This is a genomic window from Dietzia sp. NCCP-2495 (assembly GCF_026011735.1).
Classification (GTDB): domain Bacteria; phylum Actinomycetota; class Actinomycetes; order Mycobacteriales; family Mycobacteriaceae; genus Dietzia.
Genome location: NZ_BRVN01000005.1, coordinates 129,199 through 156,027 on the forward strand (window position 1 = coordinate 129,199; position 26,829 = coordinate 156,027).

Consider the following 26,829-nt stretch of genomic DNA (forward strand, 5'->3'; position numbering starts at 1 on the left):
TCAGTGGCCGGTGAACTCGGCCTTGCCCGGCCCGTTGTCCATGAACGACTGCATGCCGATCTCGCGGTCCTCGGTCGCGAACAGCGCGGCGAACAGCGCACGCTCGATCGCCAGCCCGGTCTCTAGGTCCACCTCGATCCCACGGTCCACGGCTTCCTTCACCGCACGCAGGGCGATGCGCGGCCCGCCGACGAACTGTCGGGCCCAGTCGAGTGCGCGGTCCAGTGCGGTGCCGTCGTCCACGACCTCCTCGACGGCACCGAGCTGTAACGCCTCGGCGGCGGTGAGGGTCCGTCCGGTGAGGCACAGGTCCTTGGCGACGGCCGGACCCACAAGCCTGGGGAGGCGCTGCGTTCCGCCGGCGCCGGGGATGATGCCGAGCAGGATCTCGGGTTGGCCGAGCTTGGCCCGCGACTCGGCAATCCGGCGGTCGCAGCACAGGGCGAGCTCCATGCCGCCGCCCAGGGCCGCGCCGGTGATCGCGGCGACGGTCGGCTGCGGGATCGCGGCCACGGCGGAGAACGCCGACTGCAGGTCGCGGGCCTCGGTGACCATCTGCGCGTGCGTCATGGTGCGCATCTCCTTGATGTCCGCGCCGGCGGCGAACACCCGCTCGCTGCCGGTGAACACCACCGCGTCCACGTCGGAGCGGCCCGCGACGTCACTCGAGACGGCGCGCAGTTCCTCCTGCATGGCGCGGGACAGGGCGTTGACCGGGGGCCGGTCGAGGGTGATGAGGGCAATGCCGTCCGAGAAGTCAACGGACAGATGTTCATACATAGTCAGGCTCCAAGTAGTGGGGGAAGCTCCATTGTATGTGGTGTGGGCCACTCCTACCGTCATGGCATGCACCACAACCTGAGTGAGATCACAGGCGAGCGGGAGGCCCCGTGGAGTCCCCAGTTGGAGCCCGAGGGCTTCGCCTGGGAGATCCCCGACCGGTTCAACATCGGCGCCGCCTGCACCGACGCGCACCCCGCCGACGCCCCGGCGATCATCACCGACCGCGGTGACGCCCCGCCCGAGGTCACCACCTTCGGCCAGCTCGGCGAGCGCGCCCGCCGCCTCATCACCTTCCTCCGCGGACGCGGGGTCGGCGAGGGTGACCGCGTGGCCGTGATGTGCGCCCAGTCCGCCGACACGGCCGTCGCCCACATGGCTGCCTACCTCATGGGTGCGATCGCGGTCCCGCTGTCGGTGAAGTTCGGACCCGAGGCGGCCCTGTTCCGCATGGGCGACTCTGCCGCGGTGGCAGCCGTGTTCGACGCCGCCTGCTACGAGCGCCTCGCCACCGAACTCGCCGAACTACCGGAGCTGCGCACCGTGCTCGTGGCGGGGGAGACGGGTGCGCTGGTGGCGGGGGAGACAGGCGGGCTCACCGTGCTACCGCTGTCCGTCACGGATTCGGCCGACGTCGACGTCGTCGTCCCCGACACCGGCCCCGACGACCCCGCCCTGCTCATCTACACTTCCGGCACCACCGGTCAACCCAAGGGCGCCCTGCACGGGCACCGCGTCGTGCTGGGCCACATGCCCGGCGTCGTCCGCGCGCTCGACGGCTTCCCGGCGACGCGCGACGTGTTCTGGACGCCCGCCGACTGGGCGTGGGCCGGCGGCCTGCTCGACGTGCTCCTGCCCAGCCTCTACAGCGGTGTAGCCGTGGTGGCCTCCGACCGGCGACCCAGCCCCGAGACCGTGGAGCACATCCTCCGCCGGCACGCGGTGACCTGCTCGTTCCTGCCGCCGACGATCCTCAAGATGATGCGCGCCGCCGACGTGGACTACTCCCGCACGGTCCTGCGCGCGGCGTTCTCCGGCGGCGAGGCACTCGGCGAGGCCGTGGCCGAATGGGCACGCGGGGCGCTGGGGATCTCCGTCAACGAGATCTACGGACAGACCGAGCTCAACCTCATCGTGGGCACCTGTCACGCCCGGTTCGACACCCCGCCCGGATCCATGGGGCGCCCCACGCCCGGCTTCGACCTGGTGCTGCTCGACCCGCTCGGTGAGCCCGTCGCCCCCGGCGAGACGGGTGAGATCTGCGTCCGCCTGCCCAGTCCCAACGCGTTCCTGCACTACTGGAACGCGCCGGAGAAGACGGCGGAGAAGACCGGCGGCGGCGTCCTGCACACCGGGGATCTGGCGACGGTCGACGACGACGGCAACTACTGGTTCGCCGGCCGCAACGACGACGTCATCTCCACCGCCGGGTACCGCGTCGGGCCGGGCGAGATCGAGGACCAGATCCTGCGACACCCCTCCGTCGAGATGGTCGCCGTGATCGGCGTGCCCGACGAACTGCGCGGTGAGGCGATCGTCGCGTACGTCGTCCCCGCCGCCGGGACCGCCGCCACCGACGAGCTCGCCGCCGAGATCCAGGACTTCGTCAAGACGCGCCTGGCCTTCTACCAGTACCCGCGCGAGGTCGTCTTCCTAGGCGAACTCCCCACCACCAACACGGGCAAGATCCGCCGCGCGCAACTCCGCGCCGACCACGGACGCTGACCCCTTTTCCCGACGAGCCAGACTCCTTCACCAGAGGAAATGCAATGAACAATCCCGTAGTCATAGGCGTGGTCCTCGCCTACTTCGTGCTGATGTTCGCCATCGGCGCCTGGGCCAACACCAAGATGAAGTCCGCCAAGGAATTCCTCGTCGCCGGGCAGTCACTCGGCTTCTTTGTGATGGCCATCGCCAGTTTCTCCTCAATCCAGTCCGGATGGGGCATGGTCGGCGGCACCGGCCAGACCTACGCCTGGGGCTTCCAGGCACTCGTCGCCGTGGGTCTGTTCGCCCCGTTCGGTTTCGCCGTGGCGTGGTTCCTCCTCGGGAGCCGGCTGAACTGGATCGGCAAGAAGCACGCCGTGTACTCCGTGCCCGACCTCATCCGGGTCAGGTTCCAGGACAAGACCTCGCATGCCACCATGTCCGTCGCGGTGTTCATCGCCGCCGTGGCCTACATGACCGCCCAGGTCACCGCGATCGGCGTGATCATCTCCCTGCTGCTCGGCACCTCCGTCGCCACCAGCGCCTGGATCGGCTCCCTCGTGGTGGCCGCCTACACCATGGCCGGCGGCATGCTCGCCGCCGTGTGGACCGACCTCATCCAGGGCGTGCTGATGGTGGTCATGTCCGTGGGACTGTTCTTCTTCGCGGTTCATTCCGCCGGTGGCTGGGTGCCCATGCTCGACACCATCAGCGCGACCAGCGCGGAGATCCTGGCGATCGACGGTGTGAAGTCGCCGACCTTCATCTTCTCCTTCGGATTGCTGATCTTCGTCGGCGCCGTGGGGCAGCCACAGCTGCTCACCAAGTTCCTCATGCTGCGCGACATGACCCAGCTCAAATGGGGCGCCGCGGTCGCCGGCATCGCCTACGCCGTGACCACCCTGTTCTCCATCGGCATCGGCCTGGCCACCCGCGCCATGACGATCACCGGGGACGCCCCCGAGCTGGAGAACATCGACGACACCGCGATCTGGTTCCTCGACTCGGTCACGCACCCGGTCGTCGGCGGAATCGCGCTGACCGGCCTGCTCGCCGCGATCATGTCCTCAGCCTCGAGCTTCATCACCATCGGTGCCTCCTCGATGATGCGGGACCTGCCCACCGCATTCGGCGTCAAGGTGGTCCGCGAACTGCTGTGGAGCCGCATCTCCTCGCTGGTCCTGGTCGTGCTCTCCGTGTTGCTGACCCTGTTCCTGTCCCAGGTCGTGTTCCTGCTCGGCGCACTGGGCTGGGCGGCGTTCGCCGCCGCGATCGTCGGCCCCGTTGTGATGTCCATCTACTGGCATCGCGCCACGGCCACCGCCGCGACCGTGACGATCATCTTCGCGATCGTCGGCAACCTTGTGATCAGCTCACTTGCCGCACGCGAGGTCATCACCATGCCCGCGTACCTCCAGGTCGGCGGGCTCTCGCTGCTGGTGTCGATCCTGCTGTTCTACGCGGTCTCGCTCGTCACCTCCAACCGGCATCCCGACGCGACACTGGAGCACCTCTACGGCGGGCCGAGCACCCCGATCGGCGGTCTCGCCGCATCCGCGGACACCGGCACAGCCACCGCCGGCGCCGGGGCCGGCGCGTCCACCTCGACCGCCGCGCCTGCCTCGACCGCCGCGCCCTCCGCGACTACCGAAAGGAACGACCATGTCTGAGCCTGTTCTCGCCGCCACCCGCGCCCCCGAGCCCGATCACAAGCGCGCGGACATGCTGATCCACGCCTTCGCCCTGGTCTGCGTGTTCGCCCTGATCGGAATGCTGGCCGACATCTGGCAGATAGTGTTCCTCAGCGTTCCCCTGTTCGCACTGGTGCTCATGCTCAAGGGGTCGCTGCGCGCCGATGGCAGCTGGGAGAAGCAGTCCACCACGGCGATCGTCGCCTACTGCGCGGGTCTGGCCGCGCTGGTGCTGTGGTCGATCCTGTCCTTCGGTGGTGGCTCCACCCTGTGGGGGATCCCCACCTCGATGGCCGTGATCGTCTACTTCATCTGGCCCTACACCGCCGTGGTCGCCGGACTTCTCTACGCGCTCGTGTTCGACCGGACCATCGACGAGAAGCGATCAGTGGTCTGATCCCACGCCCGGCGCCATTATGGCGCTGTACCAGCTCCGCGCCGGCGCCACCCTCGAGATCGCCCCGTTCCGCCCCGCGCGGTGCGGGGCGGTCTCGTCGGTTCTTCCTCGTCGTCGGTTCCGTTCGGCAATTGCTTCCGCGTGAAGGCCCGCGTGACGGAATAGGTGATGAGCAAGGGGGCGACGGTCAGGAAATGGGAGCGGTACCCGGTCGAGGACATGCAGGAGTCGCGGACGGTGGAGGTCGGCGTCGCCTCGACCTGATCGTGACGACGACGTCGGCGGGCACAGCGATCGAGGGCAAGGAGTCCGAGGCCCCAGGACACATGAGAAGAATCCGCCAGATCAGCTACTGCCGACAAACTTGACAGTTGTGAAGTTCGGCCGTGCGAGCTACGATTCAGGATGTCGGTAGCGAAAGCTGATGCCCCCCGCCAGCTGTCGCCGACTTCGCTGCGATGTACGGACACCGCGGACCCTCCCCCCAGGGTTGCGACCGAGATCATCGCGCGTCAGGATCGCCGGGGGTCGCGTAGTCCCCCTCCGTGGCCCCCGGCGATTCCTCTTATCTCTGCTCGGATCCGTGATTCACGTCCGGCCTCTTCGGTGGGTCGCCAGTTGGCAGGATGTGTTCATGGCCAAGGGTGACAGGCGATTCGAGAGAATCCACAAGGAATCCATGGGGATGAGCGATGGCGTGGAGATTTTCCGCGACACTGAGACTGGGGTCTGTTACCTGTGGCGGTTCGGTGGCTTCGGGGGCGGCCTGATACCGCTGCTGGGGGCCGACGGTAAGCCGATCATCCAGCTCTGATCCGGCTGGCGGGTCGTTCCCTCGGGTTGTCAGTAGGCGCTCAGGCGTCGCTGCGCTCGGTGAACTCCTCGATGAGGCCGTGCACCGACGAGTGGATGATCGTCCTGAACTGCTCCGGGGTGAACACATCCGGGGTGATGGTCGACGTGGTGCCCAGGCTCGATACCAGCGCGAACAGTGACCGGGCGAGTGTGGTGAGTTCCTCGGGCTTTGAGGCTGTCCCGATCTCGTCGGCGAGGTGTCCGGCCAGAGTCGAGATCTGCTCCGCCACGTAGGTGTGCAGGATGTCGGCCAGTCGCGGGCTGTGGAGGCTGGCCGACTGGAACGCGGTGTGAATCCGCCAGAACCGCTGCGAGGCGACGTTGTGCGGAAGTGTCCGCACTGCGTTGTCGATCCACTCGGCAAGGTTGGTGGACCGGGGCTCGGCGAGGTCGGTCAATTCCGAGAGCGCTTCGCGTAGTGCCGCCTCGAGCAGGTCGTTCTTGTCCGCGTAGTAGTGCGAGATGTACCCCGTTGTGGCTCCCAGGTGTGTGGCGACCCGCCGCATGGAGATGCTGTCGAGGCCGCCGTCGGCTACCAGTGTGCATGCCGCGGCTGCGATCTCGCGGCGGTTGGTGTCGACACGCGACGGCGGCGTGGTCACGGTGGTCCTCGCTTCTGGGCTGGGCTGGGCTGGGCTGGGCTGCGCTGGGCTGGACTGGGCTGGCAGGGCTTGCTGGTGGGGGTCGGGTCCGGTCGGGCCCGGCGCGTCAGCGTCGGCGCGCAGGTCCACACGGTAGTCGACTCCACGCACTTGTGACGTGTGACACGTATCCACTAGTGTTACCACTCGAGCTCGTTCACACAACAGTTGTTATGTCGGCGCGGCAGGGTGCCCACCTGCGAGAGGGATGCGAGGAACTCACGGATGTCGAGTACCACCGGTGCGAATTACGCGAACGCGGCCGACCCGGCAGCGGCCGAGGTCGAGAGGTTGCTCCCGGACGAGGTCGCCGAGCAGCGGCTCACCTTCGCGGACATCCTCGCTCGCCGCCGGGGCGATACCCGTCCCGGGCTGCTGTTCGAGGACCAGAGTTTCACGTGGGACGAGGTGGTGAGAGAGGCCGAGAAGCGGGCAGTCGTGCTGCGCGACCTTCGCCGCGAGGGCCGGCCGTTTCACGTCGGCTTGCTACTGGAGAACGTGCCGGACTATATCTTCCTCATCGGCGCCGGTGCGCTGGCGGGGGCCACGATCGTCGGCATCAATCCCACCCGCCGTGGGGCAGAGCTCGCTGCCGATATCCGTAGCGTGGACGTGGACCTCATCATCACCGACTCCGCCCAGGCCGAATTGCTGGACGGGCTGGACACGGGGGTCGATGCGGACCGGGTGCTCACGATCGACAGTCTGCGGTGGGCTGAGGCGCTCGAGGCGGCGGGGGAGATGGAGCTTCCCCGGATCCCCGAGGCCGAGGATCCGGCCGCCACATTGCTGCTGACCTTCACCTCCGGCTCGACCGGCGCACCGAAGGCCGTCATCTGCTCGACCGGTCGCATGGCGGCCCTCTCGGCGATCAACCACCTGTCGTTCACCACCGCGGACGTCACGTACAACTCGATGCCGCTCTTCCACGGCAACGCGATCTTCTCCTGCTGGGGCCCGTCAGTCTTCTCGGGCGCGACGTTCAGCATGCGCCGCAAGTTCTCGGCCTCGGGTTTCCTGCCGGATATCCAGAAGTTCGGCGCGACGTTCTTCAACTACGTCGGCCGCTCGCTGGCGTACATCCTCGCGGTCCCCGAGTCGCCGGCCGAGCGTGAGACTGCGCTCCGCCTGGTGTTCGGCACCGAGGCGTCGCCGCACGACCGCGACGAGTTCGAGCGCCGCTTCGGTGTCCGACCCATCGAGAGCTACGGGTCGTCCGAGGGCGGAGTGATCCTCAGCCTCACGCCCGAGACGCCACGGAACTCTCTCGGCGTGCCGCCCGAGTTCATGGACGTCCACGTGGTGGACCCGGACGGTCGGGAGTGCCCGCCGGCGGAGTTCGACGCTGGCGGCCGGCTGGTCAACGCGGACGTCGCGATCGGCGAGATCGTCAACCGCACGGGTGCTGCGAATTTCGAGGGCTACTACCGCAATCCGGAGGCCACCGCGGAGCGCGTCGACGGTGCGACCTACAAGTCGGGTGACCTGGGTTACCGCGACGCGGACGGCTACTTCTACTTCGCAGGCCGTGGTGGGGACTGGATGCGCGTGGACAGCGAGAATTTCGCCGCTGCGCCCGTCGAGCGGATCCTCGCCAGGTTCCCCGGCGTCGCACTGGTCGCGGTGTACCCGGTTCCGGATCCGCGGACGGGCGACCAGGTCATGGCCACCGTCCAGATGGCCGCCGGTGCCGCGTTCGACCCGGCGGAGTTCGGTCGGTTCCTCGGCGAGCAGTCGGATCTGGGCACCAAGTGGGCGCCACGCTTCGTGCGGGTGGTGGAGGACATCCCGGTCACCGCGACGCGCAAGATCGACAAGAAGGACCTGCGCCGCCAGTCCTGGACGGTGCCCGACGCCGTGTACCTGGGTGACACGAAGGCGCTCGAGTACCGCCTGTTGGACGACGACGACGAGGCCGAGCTCCTGGCTCAGTACGAGCGCTACGGCCGCCAGCCGGCCTGATCTATTTTCCGGTATCGCCCGACCGGCGTGTGCGGGACACTGGGTGGTGCACACGCCGGAAGGGGGTCGGTATGGCCAAGTACCTGCTTCTCAAGCATTACCGCGGCGCCCCGGAGCCGCCCAACAACGTGCCGATGAGCGAGTGGACTCCCTCGGAGGTGGACGCTCATGTGCAGTACATGAACGATTTCGCGGCCCGCATCGAGGCGACCGGTGAGTTCGTGACGTCCTTCGCGCTGTCGGAGTCGGGTGCCTGGGTCCGTTCCGGGGGTGACGGTCAGCCGGCCGTCACGGAGGGCCCATTTCCCGACGACAGGGATCTCGTCGCCGGCGGGATGATCATCGAGGCCGCCACGTACGAGCGTGCCCTCGAGTTGGCCGCGGCTCCCGGCGCCGGAGGGGAGCCCATCAGGGAGTGGCTCGAGTTGCGGCCCTTCTACGGTGCGTCGTCGTCATCATCATCGTCGGCGGACGGGACGGGCTGAGTCGTCGGACCGGCCGTCGCTGTAGTCGTCGGAGTAATCGCCGGAGCAGATGTCGGGGCGGGCGTCACTGGTCGGATCCGGTCAGGAATTGGCGATCATCAGGATGATCCAGACCGGTAGCCACAGTCCGGCCGTGAGCAGGGTGAGGATCAGGTGTAGCGGGTGGTTGACGCGGCGCCTGTCGTTCACAACGACCATCTGCTGGAAGTGCTGCGGCGGGTACGGGTAGTTCTGCCCGGGCATCTGCTGTGGGTAGGGGCCGGGCGCGGACTGCAGGGGCATCGCCAGGTGCTGCGGGACGAACTGCTGGTAGCCGGGCTGCTGGCCACTGAACTGCTGCGGCCCGCGCTGCTGAGGTCCATAGCGCTGCGGTCCGTATGGCGGTCTGCTGGGCCCATGGTGACCGAACGACGGTTGGCCGAACGTCTGCTGGCCGAGACTCCGGGGGGCGAACTGCTCTGGCGGGGAAGAGGCCGGTGCCGGCGGCTTCCCGTAGGGGAGCCCGCCCTCGTGCGCCAGAGGCTCGTAGCTCGCCGCAGGGCGGGACGCCGGGCGCTCCGGCCCGGGCGCAGGTGGGAGGGGTCGCGTCTCCGCGTCGAATCGGTCGTGTGCGCGGGTCGCGTCGGACTGGGGCCCGACCGGCTCGCCGTAGAACTGCCCGGACCCGCCCGGCTCGCCGTAGAACGGCTCGGTTTCGAACTTCTCGGTTGCGAACGGCTCGGTCTCGAACGACCGCGTCCGGGCAGCGTCCGAGCGGTCTGCCGCGTAGGCCTCGGACGGCCCCGGCTCGTGCTCGGGTGAGGGGTGCTCCTGCATGACGATCCTCCTGCCAGTACTGGTCCCAATGTACGTGGCACGCGCGACAGTCTTCATCGGGAGAACGCTGAGAATCGTCGGCACTCCCGTCGGCCCTTCTCGTCACGCCGCGGCCCGGTGCTGGCAGGCGTGACGAGCATTCTCAGTCGACCTCGGGCGCCCACTGGACGCCGTTGATGTGGCTGCCGCCGTCGACGTACAGCGTGTTGCCGGTCAGGTAGCTGCTCGCGTCGCCGGCGAGAAACACGGCCACGGGTCCGATGTCGTTGAGCGGGTCGCCCACCCGGCCCATCGGGTTGGCCGCCGCCATCGTCGCCGCCATCTCGGGGTTGGCCTCGGCGACTCGGCGGTAGGCCTCGCTCTGGGCGCCGGGACAGATGACGTTGCAGCTGATGTGTTTGGGGGCCCACTCGCGGGCCGCGGTGCGGGTGAGCGTGCGGAGTGCCTCCTTGGCGGCGTTGTACTGCACCGAGTACATGTGCGCATTGACGCCGTTGAGTGAGCACAGGTTGATCACCCGGCCGGTGCCGTGCTTCTCCAGTTCCGGCAGCGCCGCCTGCATCGCCCAGAACGCAGCCATCACGGCCATCTCGAAACCGCCGCGCAGCTTCTCGTCCGTCATGTTCTCCAAGCGCGCGAAGCCGGATCCCTTCCAGGCGTTGTTGACGAGGATGTCCAGCCGACCGAAGTTCCCGGTTGCCGCGGCGACCATCATTACGCAAAGCTGCTGGAACAAGTTCTACTCACTTGTTGCCACGGGTGCGGGAGGTTCGCCGGTACGGGTCCGGGTGTCGGCATCCGGCGCTGCGGCTCCGCCGACAACCACGCGGGCCAGGAGGTCGGCCACGCGCTCGTCGATACCCTCCCGTTCGGATTCGGGGATGTCCAACGCGTCGAGCATCGGGCCGCGAAAGACCGGCCAGCCGTAGACCGCGGTGAACACCAGCAGGAGTTCCGCGTCTCCCGCGGGCGGCGGGTTGTCCATCCGGCGAAGCGCTGCGGCGGGCCGTTGCGACGGGTCGACCATCGGCGGGAACGCGGCCTCGCGATCCAGTGCCAGCCAGGCGAGCAGGCGGCTGATCTCGGGGTGTGACGAGGCCCCGAGCAGCATGCCGTGCACGGCCTCGCCGGCATTGTCAGTGTTCTCCAGCCGTGCGGCGCCGAACCGCACCGCATCCTGCATGACCGCCGTGATCAGGGCGTCTTTGCGGCCGATGTGGCGATGGATCAAGCCGAGATTCACCCCTGCGGCATCGGCGATGTCGCGCAGCGGGACGTGGGGGCCGCGCTCGGAGAACAGTCGCCGGGCTTCGCGGAGGACGGCCGTCCTTACCTCGTCGCGGCCGGTGGGGCGGGGACCGGTGCCAATGGGGTCGGGGAGGTCGGACGAAGGCTCCGGGGTCGACTTCTCGCGTGCCATTCCCAAACTGTACACAGTTGACTACAGTCGCTGAGGTGGACGTAGAACACGTTCCATTCCCCTCTCGAAAGGCCCCCGACATGACCTCACGTGACCGCCGCGACGACGTCGACGCGATCAAGAACCTCAAGTACCGCTACATGCGCTGCGTGGACCTGCGACTGTGGGACGAGCTCGCCGCGACCCTCGCCCCGGAGGTCACCGCTACCTACGGCAAGCGCCTGTCCTACACCGGTCGCGACGAGGTGGTCGAGGGTCTCAAGGGGCAGATGACCGATGACGTGATCACCGAGCACCAGCTCCACCACCCGGAGATCGAGATCAACGGCGACACCGCGACCGGGGTCTGGTACCTGCAGGACCGGGTGATCGTCCCCGCCTTCGACACCTACATCTTCGGCAGCGCCTTCTACGACGACGCCTATGCCTTCCGCGACGGTCGGTGGCTCATCACCAAGACGGGCTACAAGCGCACCTACGAGGCGATGGTCAACCTCAAGGACGTGCCCAGCTTCCGGCTCAACGACAACCACCTCGCCGCGACGGGGGACCACTAGCGGACCGTGCGGGTGGGGTGGACGAGGACCACCCTGACGACGACAACGACGACGACGAGGTAGGGCATACGCGTGGAACTGATCGCGATCGCGGCGGTGTGCATGGCCGTGGCCTCGATCATCGGCGGCGCGACCGGCTTCGGCACGTCGCTCATGGCGACCCCGTTCATGCTCATGGCCGGGATCGGTCTCACCGAGACCGTCGTGATCAACCTCGTGGTGGCCCTGGTGACGCGCGTCGGCGTAACCGTCCAGCTGCGTGAGCACATCGACTGGCGCAGGGTGGCGCTGCTCGGCGGGGCGAGTCTGCCGGGGGCGTGGCTCGGCGTGGAGACCGTGAGCATGCTGCCCGAGCAGTACCTCAAACCGGCCGCGGGCGTGATCACCGTGGTGTGCGGCCTGCTCATGGCGCTCCCCGGCTCGACGACGGTCAGGCCGCCCTCAACGTGGCTGACCGCGGTCACCGGCGTGATCGGCGGCTACTTCTCCACCACCACCTCGCTCAACGGTCCGCCGGTCGTCCTGCTGCTCGGTCGGGCGAAGCTGCCGCCGCTGAGCTTCATCGCCGACCTCGCCGGCTACTTCGTCGTCACCAGCATCGTCTCCCTGGCGCTGCTGGCGACCGGCACCACCCTCGACGACGGCGCGCTGGGGCCGATGCTCGCCGCCTGTGTGGTGGCCGGCGTCGTGTTCAACCAGCTCGGCATCGCCATCGCCACGCGCCTGCCCACGCACGTGTTCCGCTCCGCCGTGATCGCCCTCGTGGTGATCGCCGGAATCGTCACCATCATCACCGCGTAACCCGTCAACTCTCGATAGCCCGTCAACTCACGTGGAGGAACCATGACCGACAACTCCCCGCTCGACCCCGTCCCGGCTTCGGCCCGCACGGCTCCCGGCGCAGACCGCGCGGACCGCCTCGCCGGCAAGATCGCGATCATCACCGGAGGCGGCCAGGGCGTGGGCCGCGGCATCGCGCTCGGCCTGGCCGAGTCCGGGGCCGCGATCCTGCTGGTCGGCCGCACCCTGTCCAAACTCGAGCGCGTGGCCGAGGAGATCCGCAGCGCCGGTGGCACCGCCGAGTGCCTGGCCGTGGACATCGTCACCGACGGCGCCCCCGAGACCATCATCTCCACCGCCGTCGACCGACTGGGTGGCGTGGACATCCTGGTCAACAACGCCAATATGGCCATGCCGCTGCCGCTGTCCGACTACCCCGACAAGGACTTCCGCAAGGCGTTCGAGGGCGGCCCCCGTGTCACCTTCTCGCTGATGAAGCTGGCCCGCCCGGCGATGGCTGCGCGCGGCGGCGGCACCATCATCAACCTTGTCACCTCCGCGGCCGTGCGCTGGGACGCTGCCAACTACGGCATCTACTCGGCGGTGAAGGAGGCCGTCCGCGCCCTGACCCGCGCCGCCGCCTACGAATGGGCCGCCGATGGCATCCGCGCTCTCAACATCGCCCCGCACGCCCACAGTCCCGGGCTTGACTGGTGGATGGAGAACAACCCGGAAGAAGCCGCCGAGTTCGTCGCTGGCATCCCCGCCGGCCGAGTGGGTGACCCGCTCGCCGACATCGGCCGGCCCGTCGCCTGGCTCTGCTCGGCGGAGGCCTCGTACCTGTCCGGTGCGACCATCCCGCTCGACGGCGGCCAGTCCCGCTGGGGCTGACCGGCACGGAGCCCGTGCCACTACTGCTGGCGCAGGCACTGCCGCTGCCGACGGATCGTCGCTGAAATCTGCGGCATTGTCGTCGTCGTCAACAATCCCCCTCACCCACTCAGGAGTTTCCGCCATGACCACCCCGACCCCCAGCGACGCCGTGGCGCTGGCCGCCGACATCCGCGCCGGCGAGCTCGATCCCGCCGCCGTGCTGGAACAGGCCATCGGCCGCATCGAGGACCTCGACCCCGGCCTGGGCGCGATGGTCGCCACCCGCTTCGACGCCGCGCGTGCCGAGGTCGCCGCGGGCCTGCCCGACGGACCACTGCGGGGCGTGCCGGTGGTGATCAAGGCACTCGGTACCGACGTGGCCGGACTGCCCGCCGCGGACGGCTCGCGACTGTTCGCCGACGTCGTGGCGAGCGTCGACTCGACCATCGTGCAGCGCTACAAGGCCGCCGGGATGATCGTCCTGGGCACCACCAACGTGCCCGAGATGGGCAAGACCACCACCACCGAATCGCTACTGCACGGGCCCTGCCGCAACCCGTGGGACACCGGCCACTCCACCGGCGGGTCGAGCGGTGGGTCGGCGGCCGCTGTGGCCTCCGGGATGGTGCCCGTGGCCCACGCGACCGACGGCGGCGGGTCCATCCGCATCCCCGCCGCGATGTGCGGACTCGTCGGCCTCAAGCCCAGCCGTGGGCGCGTACCGACCTGGCCGCACCCGATCGGCCTCGCCGCACCTCTGGCCTACCACCACGCGGTCACCACGACCGTCCGCGACAGTGCCGCGCTGCTCGACGTGGTCGCCGGTCATGTACCCGGCGACGCCTACGGTGCCCCCACGCCCGCGCGCCCGTTCCTCGACGAGGTGGGCGCGGATCCCGGCCGCCTGAGGGTCGGTGTGCTGCGGGTCGCGCCGGGGCCGTTCCCGACCGACGACGAGTGCACCGCCGCCGTGGACCGCACCGCCGGGACCCTGCGCGGCCTGGGCCACGAGGTGCGCGAGGTGGAGCTGGGGATCGACGTGCTCGCGGGGATGAGTGCCGTCGGCACGATCATGGGCGCCCAGCTGCGCGCGACGATCGACGACCGCCTCACCGCCCTGGGACGAGATCTTGACGACGACGACATCGAGCCCTGGACCCGCGTGATCCTCGAGAATTCCCTGACCCACTCGGCACCTGACGTGGCGCGGGCGCTGCAGACCGCACACCGGCTGGGCTGGACGATCGCCGAGCACTTCGGGGCCGACGGAGTGGACGTGCTGTTGCTGCCGACGTTGCCGTCGGTGACCCCGGAGCTGGGGTTTCTCGACGTGACCGACCCGGAGTCGATGTGGGCGCGCTCGTCGGCCTACTCGGTGTGTACCGGCATGTTCAACCTGTCCGGACAGCCGGCGATCTCGCTGCCCGCGGGGTTGGACTCCCGTGGCCTGCCGGTGGGCGTGCAACTGGTTGCCGACTACGCGCGCGAGGACCTGTTGCTCCGGCTGTCGGGCCAGCTCGAGGCGGCCGCGCCGTGGACCCGGATCGCGCCGGGCTTCGCCGGGTGGTGAGCTGACGGACGGCCGTACGCACCGGAGGTCGAGCAGATGGCCTGGCTGGCGGCCTGGCTGGCGACCCTGCGCACCGCCGGTCGTCGTGTCGACACGGAAACGGCCCCGGATCCCGCGATGGTGCGGGTTCCGGGGCCGTGGTGCGGCCGGTCGCGGGCGTCGGCCGCTCGGCCGCTACGCCCGGGGCGCGGGCGGGACGCTTACTCCTGGACGAACGCGTTGTGGTTGATGAGGTCACGGTCCAGCGCGTAGGTGAGGGCCTGCCGGGCACGCTCGTCGGTGAGGACGCCGTCGTAGCCGCCCGCGCCGGTGTTGAGGTTGACGACGGAGCCGGCGCTGGTGATGGTCTCGAAGCGGGGCGGGTAGAGACAGCCGGGCCCCGGGACCTCGCCGCTGGGCGAGGTGACCCGGGGCCCGGACTGTTGTGGTGGAGCTCGGTGCTGCAGTTCGGTGATGGAGCTCGGTGGTGGAACTCGTCGACGGCGCGTGAGGCACCGTCACGGGTGAGCGGGGCTGCTCACTCCTCGACTCACTCCTGTGCTCACTCCTCGACGTAGGCGTTGTCGAACAGGACGACCGAGGACAGAGTGGGCACGACGCCCTTGACCGACTCGTCGACCACGACGTACTGCTCGGCGTTGGCCAGGACCGTGAACGGCATGACCTCGTTGTAGACCTCCTGGACCGTGGTCAGCGCCTCCTTCTGGGCGTCCAGGTCCGCGGCGGCCTTGAAGTCGGCGAGCGCCGCCGTCAGTTCGGGGTCATCGATGCCGGTGAGGTTGGTCGCGCCACCGGGAGTCATGCCGCTGGCGAACGTCGAGGCCAGGTCGGCGTCCGACGGGGCGAGGCCACCGATCACGATCTCGTAGTCGCCCGTGAACTGGCGAGCGGTGACCTGGGAGACCGGTGCGTTGACGATGCTGACGTTGAAGCCCGCGGCGTCAAGCATGGCCTTGGCCACGACGCCGGCCTCCACGTTCTCCGGCCCGTCCGAGATGAGCAGCTCGAGGGTGCCGTCCCAGTCCGGCTTGTCGGCCTTGACCTCCTCGACGAGTCGCTTGGCCTCCTCCACGTCGTAGGCCGGGCCCTCCTGGCCGTCGAAGAAGCGTGACGACTCGGCCACGAGCGCCGAAGTGGGCTGTCCCTCGCCACCGGCGAGGCGCTGGTCCCACAGATCGCGGTCCAAGGCGTGGGCGACGGCCTGGCGGGCACGCACGTCGGTGAGGACACCGTCGTAGCCGGACTTGCCGGAGTTCATGTTGATGATCGAGCCGGCGCTGATGATCTCCTCGAAGCCCTGGGTCCCGTCCGACTTGGCCTCGGAGACGAACTTGGCGCCACGGAGCACGCCGACCTGCAGCTCGCCGGTCTGGAACGCGTCGTAGGTGCCCTGGGAGCCGGGGATCCGGATGAACTCCAGCGTCGGGCACACCGGGCCGTCGTAGTACTCGGGGTTGGGCTTGAGTACGACCTCCTGGTTCGGGATGTAGGACTCCAGGACGAACGCGCCGGCGCCGATCGGCTCGGTGGCCCACTTCTCCGGCCCCGCAGCCTCGAAGGCCTTCTGCGGGATGACCTCGCCCACGGTCCCCGCGAGCAACGCGGGGAACCCGGCCCACGGCGCGTCGAGGGTGAACTCGACGGTCTGCGGGTCGACGACCTTTGCCTCCGTGACGTAGAGCGCTTGCGTCATGGCGACGGACTGGGTGGCCGGGTCCTTGTGCAGGCCGACGCTGAACGCCACGTCCTCGGCGGTCAGGGGATCACCGTTGGAGAAGTTCACGCCCTCACGGAGCTTCAGGGTCCAGACCGTGTTGTCGTCGTTCGCCTCGAGCGACTCGGCGAGCTTGGGCTCGAACTCATGGGACTCGGGATTCCAGATCATGAGCCGGTCGTAGATGGCTGCGGACTCCGCGCCGCCGCGGATGCCGTACTGGCCCTGCCCCGGCATGAAGGAGGGCAGCATGACGTACTCGCCCATGGTGATGGTGCCGCCGACCTTGTCCTCGGTGCACTCCTCACCGGCGGCCGGGGTGAGCCCCTCGCCGCCACCGGCGGCGGTAGAGGAGTCCTCCGGTCCGCCACCTCCACAGGCGGTGAGGGCCAGCGTGGCCGCGGCGAGTACGGCGATGGCGCCGGTCGTTCTCTTCATCGGATCTCCTCGAAAGGGTGATGGCACGCGACCTTGTGGCCGGGTGCGATGTCGGTAAGCAGGGGTCGTTCACTGGCGCAGATCTCGGTGGCCCGGGGGCACCGCGTACGGAATCTGCAGCCGGACGGTGGGTCGAGAGGGGACGGCAGCTCGGAGCTCGTGGCCGTGATGGGGGCCTCTCCCAGGGTGTCGGCGAGCGTGCCGCTGAGCGTCGGGGCCGACGAGATGAGGAGCATCGTGTACGGATGCGCGGGGGAGCGGTAGAGAGTCTCCGTGTCCGCGACCTCGCACACCGTGCCCAGGTACATCACCGCGACCTTGTCGGCGATGTTGTGCACCACCGACAGGTCATGGGAGATGAACACCATGGTCAGTCGGTAGCGCTCCTTCATGTCTTCGAGCAGGTTGAGGATCTGCGCCTGCACGGACACGTCCAGTGCGGACACCGGCTCGTCGCAGACCAGGACTTCGGGCTCGAGTACCAGGGCGCGGGCCAGAGCGATGCGCTGGCACTGGCCGCCGGAGAACTCCGACGGACGGCGGTCACCGGCGTGCTGGGGATCCAGTCCCACGGCCTCGAGCGCGGCGTCGACCTTCTGCCGGATGTCCGCGCGACTGCCGCCGGTTCCCTGGATCTCCAGTCCCTCGGCCACGATGTCCCGCACGGTGCGTCGTGGATTGAGCGAGGAGATGGGGTCCTGGAAGACCATCTGGATCATCTTCCGGGCGGACTTGAGGGCGGACCCCGAGAGCGTCGTCAGGTCCGTGTCGTCCACCCGCACACTGCCGGACGTGGGTCGGGGGAGCTGGAGCATGGCCCGGCCGAGGCTGGACTTGCCGCAACCCGACTCGCCCACCAGGGCGAGGGTGGTGCCGTGCGGCACGTCCAGGGAGACGTCGCTGACCGCGTGAACGGTGCCCTTGCGGGTGGAGTACTCGACGGTGACGGAGTCGACGACGAGCTTCGCCTCGCCAGCCGGGCCCGCGCCCGCCGGGTTCTGCGCGGCGTCGTCGGTGATGGTGGTGCCGGTCATGATGCCTCGCTCGAGCCGGAGAGGACGGGGATCAACGGGTGGTGGCAGGCGACCCGGTGCACGGACGCGCCACCTGTGTCCTCGAGCGACGGATCGACGCTCCGGCAGACGTCGGATACGCGGGTGCAGCGCGGGGCGAACCGGCATCCCTGTGGCATGTCGCGGAGGTTCGGCGGTCGCCCGTCGATGACGGTCAGCCGGCTGTGCGGCGGGAGGTCCGGGCGGGGGATCGACGACAAAAGTGCGTCGGTGTACGGGTGTGCGGGCTCGTCGAGCATGGCCCGGGTCGCGCCCACCTCGAGGAAGTGTCCCGCGTACATCACGCCGATCCGGTCGGTGTGCTGGGAGACCACCGCGAGGTCGTGGCTGACGAGGATCATCGCCATGTCGCTCTCCGACTGGAGGGAGTGCAGCAGGTCGAGGATCTCGTGCTGGACGGTCACGTCGAGTGCGGTGGTGGGCTCGTCCGCGATGAGCAGCTTGGGGGAGCACGACAGGGCGATCGCGATGCCGACGCGCTGGCGCATGCCGCCCGAGAGTTGGTGCGGGTACTCGTTCATCCGCGCCCGGGGAGAGGGGATGCGGACTCGGTCGAGCAGTTCGACGGCGAGCTCGATTGCGTCCTTGCGGCTCAGACCCAGATGGTGCCGGATCGGATCGGTGATCTGCCGGCCGATCGTGCGGATGGGATTGAGCGAGGTGAGCGGATCCTGGAAGACCATCGCGATCTCGCGGCCCCAGAACTTCTGGGACTCGCGCTGGCCGAGCGCCAACACGTCACGTCCGTCGAAGCGGACCGTCGAGGACTGGTCGACGGTCGCGGCGGACGGCGCGATACCCATGATCGAGCGCACGAGCATCGATTTCCCGGAGCCCGATTCGCCGACGATACCGATCGTCTCACCGCGGTAGAGCGAGATGTCGACGCCGTCGACAGGGGTGATTCTCCCACCGGGAGTATCGATGTGGGTGCGGAGATCACGGACCTCAAGCAACGGGGTGGCGCGGTCGGACTGCGTGCTCGAGTCGCGCGATGGGGCGGCGGTGATGACTGCCTCCTCTGGATCGTGGTCCGGTCTAAGTCATCTACTTAATCCGTCTTGCTGTGATGAGTATCACGACTTATGGTGTCTACGTCAAGACAATTAAGCAACCGCCTCATGCGGTGTCTCAATCGAAGGGTCCACCCACGTGCTCAGGTTCATTGGCGAACGCGCTCTGCACGCGGTCGTCGTCGTCATACTCGCCGCAGTCGGCGCGTTCTTCCTGATGGAGGCGGTGCCGGGTGACTCGGCGGCGTCCGCCGTCGGACCGGGCGCGACCGAGGAGCAGTACCAACTCGCCCGCGAGGAACTCGGTCTCGACGACCCTGTGGCCACACGGTTCGGGAACTGGGCCGGTGACATCGTGCGAGGCGATCTCGGCAACTCGCTCATCCCGCCGAACCAGTCCGTCTCCGAGATGATCGGCAACGCCCTCCCGGTCACGATCCAACTCGCGTTCACGGCGATCATCCTGTCGCTGCTGATCGCCGTTCCCGTCGCGGTGTGGTCCGCCTACCGCCGCGGTGGCGTCTTCGACCAGGTCGCCTCGATCGTCGCGTTCGCGTTCATCTCGGTGCCCAGCTTCGTGGGCGGCCTCCTGCTCATCTACCTGTTCGTGTTCAACCACTCGCTCGCCCAGCAACTCCTCTTCGGGCTCGCGGCGATCGTGGCACTGGCCGTGGCATTGTCCCCGATCGGTCGACGCGGTGGGAAGGACGCACCCGGTGTCATGTGGAGCCGGTCCCTCATCGGCGGCCTCGTCGTGGGCGGGATCCTCGCGCTGATCGCCCTCCTGCTGCCCGAGTTCCCACGACAGGGGTTCGAGCCGCTGACCGACGGACTCGGGGAGAACCTCCGCAGCATCGCATTGCCGGCACTGACCCTGGCCCTCATGGAGGTCGCGATCTTCACCCGCGTCCTGCGCACCGACATGATCTCGACACTGCAGCAGGACTTCGTCCTGTCGTCCCGCGCCAAGGGCATGCCCACCCGCCACGTCCTGGTCTCCGAGGCGCTCCGGCCATCGACGGTCTCCATCATCACGCTCGCGGGCATCAGCCTCGGACGGCTGATCGGCGGCACCGTCGTGATCGAGCGCCTGTTCAACCTCCCCGGAATGGGCACCATGATCGTCGACGCCGTGCAGAACGACAATCTCCCCGTCGTGCTCGGCGGAGTGATCGTGATCGCCGTCTTCTACGTCCTGGTCAACACGATCGTGGACGTCACCTATGCACTCATCGACCCGAGGATCCGCCGTGGCTGACAACACTTCGACCCCCACCGATCCGTCCCGCGACCAGGACCGGGTCCGGGCCCGGGTGCAGGGACCGACCACCGGGTCCGCGTCCCCTCGGCCGCGTCGGCGACCGCCGGGTCTCGGCGGGCTCGGGACGATCCTCGCTCTGGCATGGACCGTTCTGATAGTGGTGGGCGCCCTGATCGTGGACTTTCTCCCCCTCTCCGAGGCCCGCGACCCGTCGCTGGCCCTGATGACCCCCTCGATGCTCCCGCCCGACCTGGCCTCCGCCCATCCCCTCGGCACCGATTCGCAGGGGCTCGATGTCCTGGGTGGCCTCCTCTACGGCGCCCGGGTGTCGCTCGTGGTGGGCATCGGCGGCGTGGTCGTGGGAGCGATCATCGGTGGCGTCCTCGGCCTGGTGGCCGGATACCGCGGCGGCTGGACCGACCGGGTGGTGTCGATCTTCACCGACACACTCCTCGCGTTCCCCTCGCTGATCCTGCTCATCGCGATCGTCACTGTCCTCGACCCGACCCTGCCCAACGTCACGCTCGCGCTGGGAATCATGGTGGTGCCCTCGTTCGCGAGGCTCGTCAGGGCCAACGCCATGACGTACTCGGGGCGGGAGTTCGTCACCGCGGCCCGGTCGCTGGGCGCCGGCGAGCTCCGGATCATGTTCCGCGAGGTCGCCCCGAACATCCTGCCGGCGGTCTTCTCCTACAGCTTCATGCTGGTGGCCGTGCTCATCGTCGCCGAAGCGTCGCTGAGTTACCTGGGCCTGAGTATCCCGCGACCGGAACCGACCTGGGGCAACATGATCAGTGCCGGTCAGGCGGACTTCGAGCGATACCCCTATCTCGTGGGCGTCCCGGCGACAGTACTGTTCCTCACCGTGTTGAGTTTCAATCACCTCGGTGAGAGCGCAGGACGGAAGTGGAGTCCAGGTGCGGCAAAGATCTGATGCTGGCTCCGGGGTCGACGGCGCGGAAGGCCCGGAGAACAGTAGCCCGGGAGCCCGGGAAGCGGGCGGCCCGGAAGCACCGGAGAACGCCTCCACCGACGAGCCCGGCGGCGGCCCCGTGGGCGGCGGCGAGGACCCCCGCGACGCCAAGAGCCTGATGGTCAACGTCGCCGAGGAACTCATCGGCGCCCGGGGACTGGACAACGTCTCGATGCGCGACGTCGCCACGGCAGCCGGGCAGCGGAACAACTCCGCGGTGCAGTACCACTTCGGCAGCAGGGACGGCCTCATCACGCAGATCCTGCGTCGGCGTCTCGTCGCGCTGGACACGGAGCGGAAGCGCCGACTGGCCGAGGTCGACGAGGTGGGCCTGGGCACGGACCTCACGGCGCTCGTACACGTGCTGTTCGACCCGATGGTGGACCTGCTGCGGGCCTCGCCCGAGGCGACCCACTACGCCCGCTTCCTCCAGCGGGTCGGGCCGGTCTTCGGCCCGGCTGTGCCGGAGGTGAACCTGCGCACGGCGACCGACGACGTGGTGGTGCGGCTCATCGACGCGATGTCCCACCTCCCACGCCGGGCGGCGTTCGAGCGGATCGACCTGGCGACCCAGATGTTCACCGGGTCCCTGGCGGTCTACGAGGATCGCCGCGACGCCAACAACACCGTGGTCAACACGCAGTTCGAGAAGGTCGTGGCCCACCTGTTCGACATGATCGAGGCGGCACTGCGCGCCGGCATGGGCACGGGCGCGGCGCCGTCAGAGATCGCGGACGCAGCGGAACCCGAGGTTCCCGGTAGCTGAGTCGGCGGTGTTGGACGACCTCGCGGCGACGCGGTACCGGTAGCAGTAGGAGTCGTGGCACAGGTAGGAGCCGCCGCGCATGACACGCCAGTCCTCGCCGCCCGGGGAGCGGCCCGGCGCGAGCGCGGAGTGCTCCTCCGGCCCGGGTCCCTGCGGATCGTCCACCCCGGACACCGCGTACCAGCCGGGGTCGAACCGGTCGGAACACCACTCCCACACGTTGCCGACCATCTGGTGCAGGCCGTAGGCGTTCGGTCGGTACGACCGCACCGGCGCCGTGGTGATGTGACCGTCATCGCCGGTGTTGTGGGTCGGGAACCGCCCCTGCCACACGTTGAGGTTCCAGCGTCCCTTCGGCGTGAGCTCGTCGCCCCACGGGAAACGGGCCGCGTCGAGGCCGCCGCGGGCCGCGTACTCCCACTCGGCCTCGGTGGGCAGGCGGGTACCGGCCCACGCGCAGTACGCCTGCGCGTCGTTCCAGGACACGTGGACCACCGGATGGTTCTGCAGGTCCGTGATCGAGCTCCGGGGGCCGCCCGGGTGGCGCCAGTTCGCACCCCTGACCGCGACCCACCAGGGCGTGGCGGCGAGCTCGTGGAGGACATCCGCCCGGGCGGCCTCCACGACCTGATGGAACACCGCCGACACGCCTATCTGCTCGGACTCGGTCACGTACCCGGTGTCCTTGCAGAAGGTCGCGAACTGCGCGTTGGTCACCGTGGCCTCGTCCATCCGGAACGACCGCAGTCTGACCTCGTGGACCGGTACCTCGCCGTCCGCGGCGTAGCCCTCGTCGTGGTGATCGCCCATCCGAAACACGCCGGCGGGGATCATCTTCTGGCGACGGGGTCGCCCGGCGCCCGCCCCCGGCACGGCATCGCCCGGCCACGGCACACCGCCGGAATCCGGACCCCTCGCCCCTGCAGGATCGGGCTCACCGGGACCGAGCGGACCCGACGGGGAGCAGCACGAGCTCGTCGTCGTCATAGTTCTTCCTCTTCCTCGGTGACCCTCGCGGTCGATCCTGTCACGACCCGCTCGGTGAGGTCGGCCATGCGCTCGTCGACCCCGTCACGCTGGGCGGGGGTGAACTCGAGGACGTCCATGATCTGCTCGCGCAGCACCGGCCAGGCGTAGATCACCGTGAGCGCCATCGCCAGGCCCAGCTCATCGGCGGGTGGGGGATCGGTCATGTCGAGCACCGCGCGGGCCGGGCGGTCCGAAGCCTCGAGGACGGGGCGGCCCACGGCGCCGGGATCGAGCGAGAGCCACAGGAGCAGACGGCTGAACTCGGGATTGGCGGTGGCGCCTAGCAGCATCGAGCGGACGGCGGCGCCAGCGCCTGTGTGGGCGTCGAGCCGGGCCGAGCCGTGCCGCAGGCCCGAGTCGAGGACCTCGGCCAGCAGGTCGTCCTTGTTGCCGATGTGGCGGTGGATGAGGCCGAGGTTGACGTCCGCGGCCTCGGCGACCTCCCGCAGCGACGCGCGCGGACCTCGGGCCGCGAACACGCGGCGCGCCGTTCCCAGGACCGCACGGCGAACGGCCTCGCGGCCGGAGGGCTTGCCGGACTTCTGAGCGTTCATGGACACAACTGTAGACGAACGTCTACAGTTAGGGATGTGACCGGGACCATCTCGCGCACGATCGGCAGATAAGTCATCTCCGGACCGTCCCCTCCCGCTCATCCCGCCCCGTCACGCGCCCCTCACCCTTCACCCCTCACTCTTCACCCGGAAGCCGCCAGCGGCCCCTCCCGAAAGGAACCCCCATGCAGATCACCGTCGGTGAACACAGGATCGAATTCGGACCCAAACGGTTGCGACTGGGCGTCAGCGCCGACGAGCCCGCGCCGTACGAGCACCTCCGGCTCCGGCCGGTCACGCCCTTCATCGGCGCCGAGATCTCCGGCGTCGACCTCGCGGCCCCGACCCCGGAACAGATCGACGAGCTCAAACGGGCGCTGCTCGAGCGGAAGGTCCTGTTCTTCCGCGACCAGCAGCACCTGACCGCCCGTCATCACCGCGACTTCGCCGCGCACTGGGGCGAGCTCGAGGTCCACCCACTGCTGGACCAGGGGGAGATCCCCGAGGTCGTGCGGTTCGACCGCGGCCAGGAGAACCCGGGCATGGAGAACATCTGGCACGTCGACGTCTCGTGGCAGCAGCGCCCGCCGCTCGGGTCGGTCCTGCGCGCCATCGATGTCCCCGCCGCCGGCGGCGACACCCTGTGGTCCGACATGGGTAACGCCTACGATGCCCTGCCTGAGGACATCAAGGAGCGCATCGACGGACTCACGGCCACCCACGACTTCACGCCGTCGTTCGGGCTCGGGATGACCCCCGAGAAGCTCGCCGAGATGCAGGCGCAGTACCCACCCCAGCACCATCCCGTCGTGCGCACGCACCCTGAGACCGGGCGCAAGCTGCTGTTCGTCAACAGCCTGTTCACCACCCGGATCGACGACGTGGACCTCGTGGAGGGGCGGGAGCTACTGCGGCGCCTGATCGACCAGGTCAAGATGCCCGACTTCCAGGTCCGGCTGCGTTGGGTTCCCGGCACCGTCGCGTTCTGGGACAACCGCGCCACGCAGCACTACGCATGTAGTGACTACTTCCCTAACCGGCGCGTCATGGAGCGGGTCGCGATCGTCGGGGACATACCGGCATGACCGAATCCGCACCGGCCGTCGACCGACACGTCCTCCCCGCTCGGCGACTCACCGGCCGGATCCCCGCCGAGATGGACCGCCGCCACCAGCAGGACGCCTTCCCCGGAGCCGAGCAGGTCCGCGCCCCCGACGGTGCGCCCAACATCCTGCTGGTGATGCTCGACGACGTGGGCTTCGGCGCCTCCTCGGCCTTCGGCGGCCCGTGCCGCACGCCCACGATCGAGCGGCTGGCCCGCGACGGCGCCGGCTACACGCGCTTCCACACCACGGCCCTGTGCTCGCCGACCCGCGCGGCCACCCTCACCGGACGGAACCACCACAGCGTGGGGATGGGCGTGATCTCCGAGATGGCCACGCGCGCCCCCGGGTACACCGGGGTGCGGCCCGACTCGGCCGCCACCGTCGCGCGGGTACTCCGCGGCAACGGCTACGCCACCGGCGCGTTCGGCAAGATGCACCAGACCCCGCCGTGGGAGACCACGGCCGCCGGGCCGTTCGATCGCTGGCCGACCGAGGAGGGGTTCGACACCTTCTACGGCTTCCTCGGTGCCGAGGCCGACCACTTCACCCCCGTCCTCTACGACGGTAGGAAGCAGGTCGACCCACCGCGCACGCCGGAGGAGGGCTATCACCTCACCGAGGACCTGGTGGACCGGGCCATCCAGTGGACCGACGAACTGGGATCAGTGGCACCCGACCAGCCGTGGTTCTGCTACCTACCGTTCGGGGCCTGCCACGCGCCGCTGCACGTTCCCGAGGCGTACCGCGACCGGTACTCAGGCGAGTTCGACGACGGCTGGGACGCGCTTCGCGAGCGCACCCTGGCCCGCCAGAAGGACCTCGGTGTGGTGCCGGAGGACACCGAGCTCGGCCCGTGGGCGCCCGGCCTGCCGCACTGGGAGGAGTTGGACGACGACGAGCGCCGCGCGGCCGCCCGCCTCATGGAGCTGTACGCCGGGTTCCTCGAGCACACCGACGACCAGGTCGGCCGCCTGATCGACCACCTCGAGGTGACCGGAGCGCTGGAGAACACCCTGGCGCTGTACATGGTGGGGGACAACGGCGCCTCCACCGAGGGCGGACGCCTGGGAGCGCTCAACTATCTGGCCGGGCTCAACGGGATCCCGTCGACCACCGAGGAGATCCTCGAGAACTGGGACGCGCTCGGCGGGCCCGAGTCGTACCCACACTTCCCCGCATCGTGGGCGCTCGCGCTGAACACCCCGTACCAGTGGGCCAAGCAGGTCGCCTCGCACTACGGCGGTACCCGCAACGGGCTGGTCGCGCACTGGCCGGGGCGGATCACCGAGCCCGGGCGCCTGCGCCACCAGTGGCACCACTGCGTGGACATCACGCCCACCATCCTCGAGGCGGCCGGTATGCCCATGCCGCACACCGTGGACGGGGTGGCGCAGAAGCCGCTGGAGGGCGTGGGTATGGCGTACACGTTCACTGAGCCCGACGCGCCTGACCGTCACACCACGCAGTACTTCGAGATCTTCGGCAACCGGGGGATCTACGACCACGGGTGGACCGCCGTCACCGCGCAGCGCGCGCCGTGGCTCATGGCGACCGGCGGTGTGGACCTGACACCGCTGACGGAGAGCACCTGGGAGCTGTATGACACGAGCGCGGACTGGTCGCAATCCCGCGACCTGGCCGCCGAGCATCCTGAGATCCTCGAGCGGCTCACGACCAAGTTCATCGCCGAGGCCGCCCGGTATGACGTGCTGCCACTGGATGATTCCACGGTCGGGCGCCAGGCCGGCGCCGCGAACCGGCCGCCGCACCCCATGGCGGGCCGCTCGTCGATCACGCTGTACCCGCACATGGACGGACTCCACGAGAAAGCCGCGCCGACGCTGTTCAACCGGGGTTTCCTGCTCTCGGCGTCACTGGACGTGGACCCCGTCAGCGCGGAGAGCGACCCCTGTGAGGGCGTGCTGCTCAGCCTGGGTGGGCGCTTCGGTGGATTGTCCCTGTACCTGCTCGAGGGCGTGCCGGTGTTCGAGTACAACTTCTTCGGTCGCGCTCGCGGCCGGGCCGCCGGCACCGCGGCGTTGGGCCCGGGCGCTCGCACGGTGGAGCTGGAGTTCGCCTACGACGGCGGTATCGCCGCGGGCGCCGACCTGCTGCTGTTCGTCGACGGCGAGCAGGTGGGTGCCGGTCGCATCGCGGTGACCGCACCAGCGATGTTCAGTATGAACGAGACGCTGGACGTCGGTCGTAGTCGCGGCAGCGCCGTGAGTCACTCCTACGACGGGGCGTTCCCGGTGCGGGGAGCGGTGCTGCACCACGTACGGGTCGATCTGCAGCGCGGCGCCGAACTGCCGCGGGCGCGACGGGAGCGGATCGAGCTGGCCACCCACTGACCGTCCCACTGAGGTTG

At 69.1% G+C, this 26,829-nt stretch carries 24 protein-coding genes and 1 pseudogene; 15 read left to right on the forward strand and 10 right to left on the reverse strand.

Annotated features, from left to right (window positions below; all coding sequences use genetic code 11):
* Entirely contained in the window at positions 1-780 is a 780-nt protein-coding gene (locus OPF83_RS07120; protein WP_264886613.1) for an enoyl-CoA hydratase/isomerase family protein, read from the reverse strand.
* Between the two features lie 66 nt (positions 781-846).
* Between OPF83_RS07120 and OPF83_RS07125 the strand changes: the two genes are divergently transcribed.
* The 4 genes from OPF83_RS07125 to OPF83_RS07140 all read left to right on the forward strand — a co-directional run bounded on the left by OPF83_RS07125 (position 847) and on the right by OPF83_RS07140 (position 5,389).
* Positions 847-2,505, forward strand: a complete 1,659-nt coding sequence (locus OPF83_RS07125) for an AMP-binding protein (protein WP_264886614.1) — start codon at positions 847-849, stop codon at positions 2,503-2,505.
* 44 nt (positions 2,506-2,549) lie between these two features.
* Positions 2,550-4,157: a sodium:solute symporter gene (locus tag OPF83_RS07130; protein WP_264886615.1), complete on the forward strand. Its 1,608-nt coding sequence runs from the start codon at positions 2,550-2,552 to the stop codon at positions 4,155-4,157.
* Entirely contained in the window at positions 4,150-4,575 is a 426-nt protein-coding gene (locus OPF83_RS07135) for a hypothetical protein (protein ID WP_264886616.1), read from the forward strand. The genes OPF83_RS07130 and OPF83_RS07135 overlap by 8 nt, the downstream gene beginning before the upstream one ends.
* Positions 4,576-5,209: 634 nt before the next feature.
* A complete protein-coding gene (locus OPF83_RS07140; protein ID WP_264886617.1) occupies positions 5,210-5,389 on the forward strand; it encodes a DUF6440 family protein in 180 nt (59 codons plus the stop codon).
* A 40-nt stretch (positions 5,390-5,429) separates the two neighbouring features.
* Here OPF83_RS07140 and OPF83_RS07145 read toward each other — a convergent pair whose 3' ends face one another.
* Positions 5,430-6,032, reverse strand: a complete 603-nt coding sequence (locus OPF83_RS07145; protein WP_264886619.1) for a TetR/AcrR family transcriptional regulator — start codon at positions 6,030-6,032, stop codon at positions 5,430-5,432.
* Positions 6,033-6,296: 264 nt separating this feature from the next.
* Here OPF83_RS07145 and OPF83_RS07150 point away from each other — a divergent pair, with 264 nt between their 5' ends.
* Positions 6,297-8,033 (forward strand): AMP-binding protein, encoded by a 1,737-nt coding sequence (locus OPF83_RS07150; RefSeq protein WP_264886621.1) that lies wholly within the window; start codon positions 6,297-6,299, stop codon positions 8,031-8,033.
* A gap of 71 nt (positions 8,034-8,104) precedes the next feature.
* Positions 8,105-8,518 (forward strand): YciI family protein, encoded by a 414-nt coding sequence (locus tag OPF83_RS07155; protein ID WP_264886623.1) that lies wholly within the window; start codon positions 8,105-8,107, stop codon positions 8,516-8,518.
* 81 nt (positions 8,519-8,599) lie between these two features.
* Here the strand turns inward: OPF83_RS07155 and OPF83_RS07160 are convergent, their stop codons facing one another.
* From OPF83_RS07160 to OPF83_RS07170, 3 genes and pseudogenes are all read right to left on the reverse strand, one after another.
* The gene (locus OPF83_RS07160; RefSeq protein ID WP_264886624.1) at positions 8,600-9,334 is read right to left on the reverse strand and encodes a hypothetical protein; all 735 of its coding nucleotides are present in this window, start codon (positions 9,332-9,334) and stop codon (positions 8,600-8,602) included.
* A gap of 142 nt (positions 9,335-9,476) precedes the next feature.
* Positions 9,477-10,043, reverse strand: a pseudogene (locus tag OPF83_RS07165) (SDR family NAD(P)-dependent oxidoreductase); the annotation flags it as partial.
* 30 nt (positions 10,044-10,073) lie between these two features.
* Positions 10,074-10,754 carry a TetR/AcrR family transcriptional regulator gene (locus OPF83_RS07170; protein ID WP_264886626.1) on the reverse strand — a complete coding sequence of 227 codons (681 nt, stop codon included), beginning with the start codon at positions 10,752-10,754 and terminating at the stop codon, positions 10,074-10,076.
* Positions 10,755-10,834: 80 nt separating this feature from the next.
* Between OPF83_RS07170 and OPF83_RS07175 the strand changes: the two genes are divergently transcribed.
* From OPF83_RS07175 to OPF83_RS07190, 4 genes are all read left to right on the forward strand, one after another.
* Entirely contained in the window at positions 10,835-11,311 is a 477-nt protein-coding gene (locus tag OPF83_RS07175; RefSeq protein ID WP_264886628.1) for a nuclear transport factor 2 family protein, read from the forward strand.
* 72 nt (positions 11,312-11,383) lie between these two features.
* Positions 11,384-12,112 carry a sulfite exporter TauE/SafE family protein gene (locus OPF83_RS07180; protein ID WP_264886630.1) on the forward strand — a complete coding sequence of 243 codons (729 nt, stop codon included), beginning with the start codon at positions 11,384-11,386 and terminating at the stop codon, positions 12,110-12,112.
* Between the two features lie 42 nt (positions 12,113-12,154).
* A complete protein-coding gene (locus OPF83_RS07185; protein ID WP_264886631.1) occupies positions 12,155-12,982 on the forward strand; it encodes an SDR family NAD(P)-dependent oxidoreductase in 828 nt (275 codons plus the stop codon).
* A 124-nt stretch (positions 12,983-13,106) separates the two neighbouring features.
* On the forward strand, positions 13,107-14,534 hold the full coding sequence (locus tag OPF83_RS07190) for an amidase (protein WP_264886632.1): 1,428 nt from the start codon (positions 13,107-13,109) through the stop codon (positions 14,532-14,534).
* A 541-nt stretch (positions 14,535-15,075) separates the two neighbouring features.
* Here OPF83_RS07190 and OPF83_RS07195 read toward each other — a convergent pair.
* Genes OPF83_RS07195 through OPF83_RS07205 form a run of 3 tightly spaced genes read right to left on the reverse strand, consistent with a single transcriptional unit; the run spans position 15,076 to position 18,715 of the window.
* Positions 15,076-16,686, reverse strand: coding sequence for an ABC transporter substrate-binding protein (locus OPF83_RS07195; RefSeq protein WP_264886633.1), 1,611 nt, complete (start codon positions 16,684-16,686; stop codon positions 15,076-15,078).
* Positions 16,683-17,720: an ABC transporter ATP-binding protein gene (locus OPF83_RS07200; protein ID WP_264886634.1), complete on the reverse strand. Its 1,038-nt coding sequence runs from the start codon at positions 17,718-17,720 to the stop codon at positions 16,683-16,685. The genes OPF83_RS07195 and OPF83_RS07200 overlap by 4 nt, the downstream gene beginning before the upstream one ends.
* Positions 17,717-18,715, reverse strand: a complete 999-nt coding sequence (locus tag OPF83_RS07205; protein WP_264886635.1) for an ABC transporter ATP-binding protein — start codon at positions 18,713-18,715, stop codon at positions 17,717-17,719. The genes OPF83_RS07200 and OPF83_RS07205 overlap by 4 nt, the downstream gene beginning before the upstream one ends.
* Positions 18,716-18,911: 196 nt before the next feature.
* Between OPF83_RS07205 and OPF83_RS07210 the strand changes: the two genes are divergently transcribed.
* Genes OPF83_RS07210 through OPF83_RS07220 form a run of 3 tightly spaced genes read left to right on the forward strand, consistent with a single transcriptional unit; the run spans position 18,912 to position 21,772 of the window.
* Positions 18,912-20,030 carry an ABC transporter permease gene (locus OPF83_RS07210; protein ID WP_264886636.1) on the forward strand — a complete coding sequence of 373 codons (1,119 nt, stop codon included), beginning with the start codon at positions 18,912-18,914 and terminating at the stop codon, positions 20,028-20,030.
* Positions 20,023-20,967, forward strand: coding sequence for an ABC transporter permease (locus OPF83_RS07215; RefSeq protein ID WP_264886638.1), 945 nt, complete (start codon positions 20,023-20,025; stop codon positions 20,965-20,967). Before OPF83_RS07210 ends, OPF83_RS07215 begins: the two co-directional genes overlap by 8 nt.
* Positions 20,951-21,772 (forward strand): TetR/AcrR family transcriptional regulator, encoded by an 822-nt coding sequence (locus OPF83_RS07220; RefSeq protein ID WP_264886639.1) that lies wholly within the window; start codon positions 20,951-20,953, stop codon positions 21,770-21,772. Before OPF83_RS07215 ends, OPF83_RS07220 begins: the two co-directional genes overlap by 17 nt.
* Here OPF83_RS07220 and OPF83_RS07225 read toward each other — a convergent pair.
* Together OPF83_RS07225 and OPF83_RS07230 are read right to left on the reverse strand one after the other, a co-directional pair.
* Positions 21,728-22,759, reverse strand: coding sequence for a formylglycine-generating enzyme family protein (locus tag OPF83_RS07225; RefSeq protein ID WP_309297749.1), 1,032 nt, complete (start codon positions 22,757-22,759; stop codon positions 21,728-21,730). The two genes, OPF83_RS07220 and OPF83_RS07225, sit on opposite strands and share 45 nt — an antisense overlap.
* Positions 22,756-23,355 (reverse strand): TetR/AcrR family transcriptional regulator, encoded by a 600-nt coding sequence (locus OPF83_RS07230; RefSeq protein ID WP_264886640.1) that lies wholly within the window; start codon positions 23,353-23,355, stop codon positions 22,756-22,758. The genes OPF83_RS07225 and OPF83_RS07230 overlap by 4 nt, the downstream gene beginning before the upstream one ends.
* A gap of 185 nt (positions 23,356-23,540) precedes the next feature.
* Between OPF83_RS07230 and OPF83_RS07235 the strand changes: the two genes are divergently transcribed.
* Positions 23,541-24,440 carry a TauD/TfdA family dioxygenase gene (locus OPF83_RS07235; protein WP_264886641.1) on the forward strand — a complete coding sequence of 300 codons (900 nt, stop codon included), beginning with the start codon at positions 23,541-23,543 and terminating at the stop codon, positions 24,438-24,440.
* On the forward strand, positions 24,437-26,812 hold the full coding sequence (locus OPF83_RS07240) for an arylsulfatase (RefSeq protein WP_264886643.1): 2,376 nt from the start codon (positions 24,437-24,439) through the stop codon (positions 26,810-26,812). Before OPF83_RS07235 ends, OPF83_RS07240 begins: the two co-directional genes overlap by 4 nt.
* Positions 26,813-26,829: the final 17 nt, after the last annotated feature.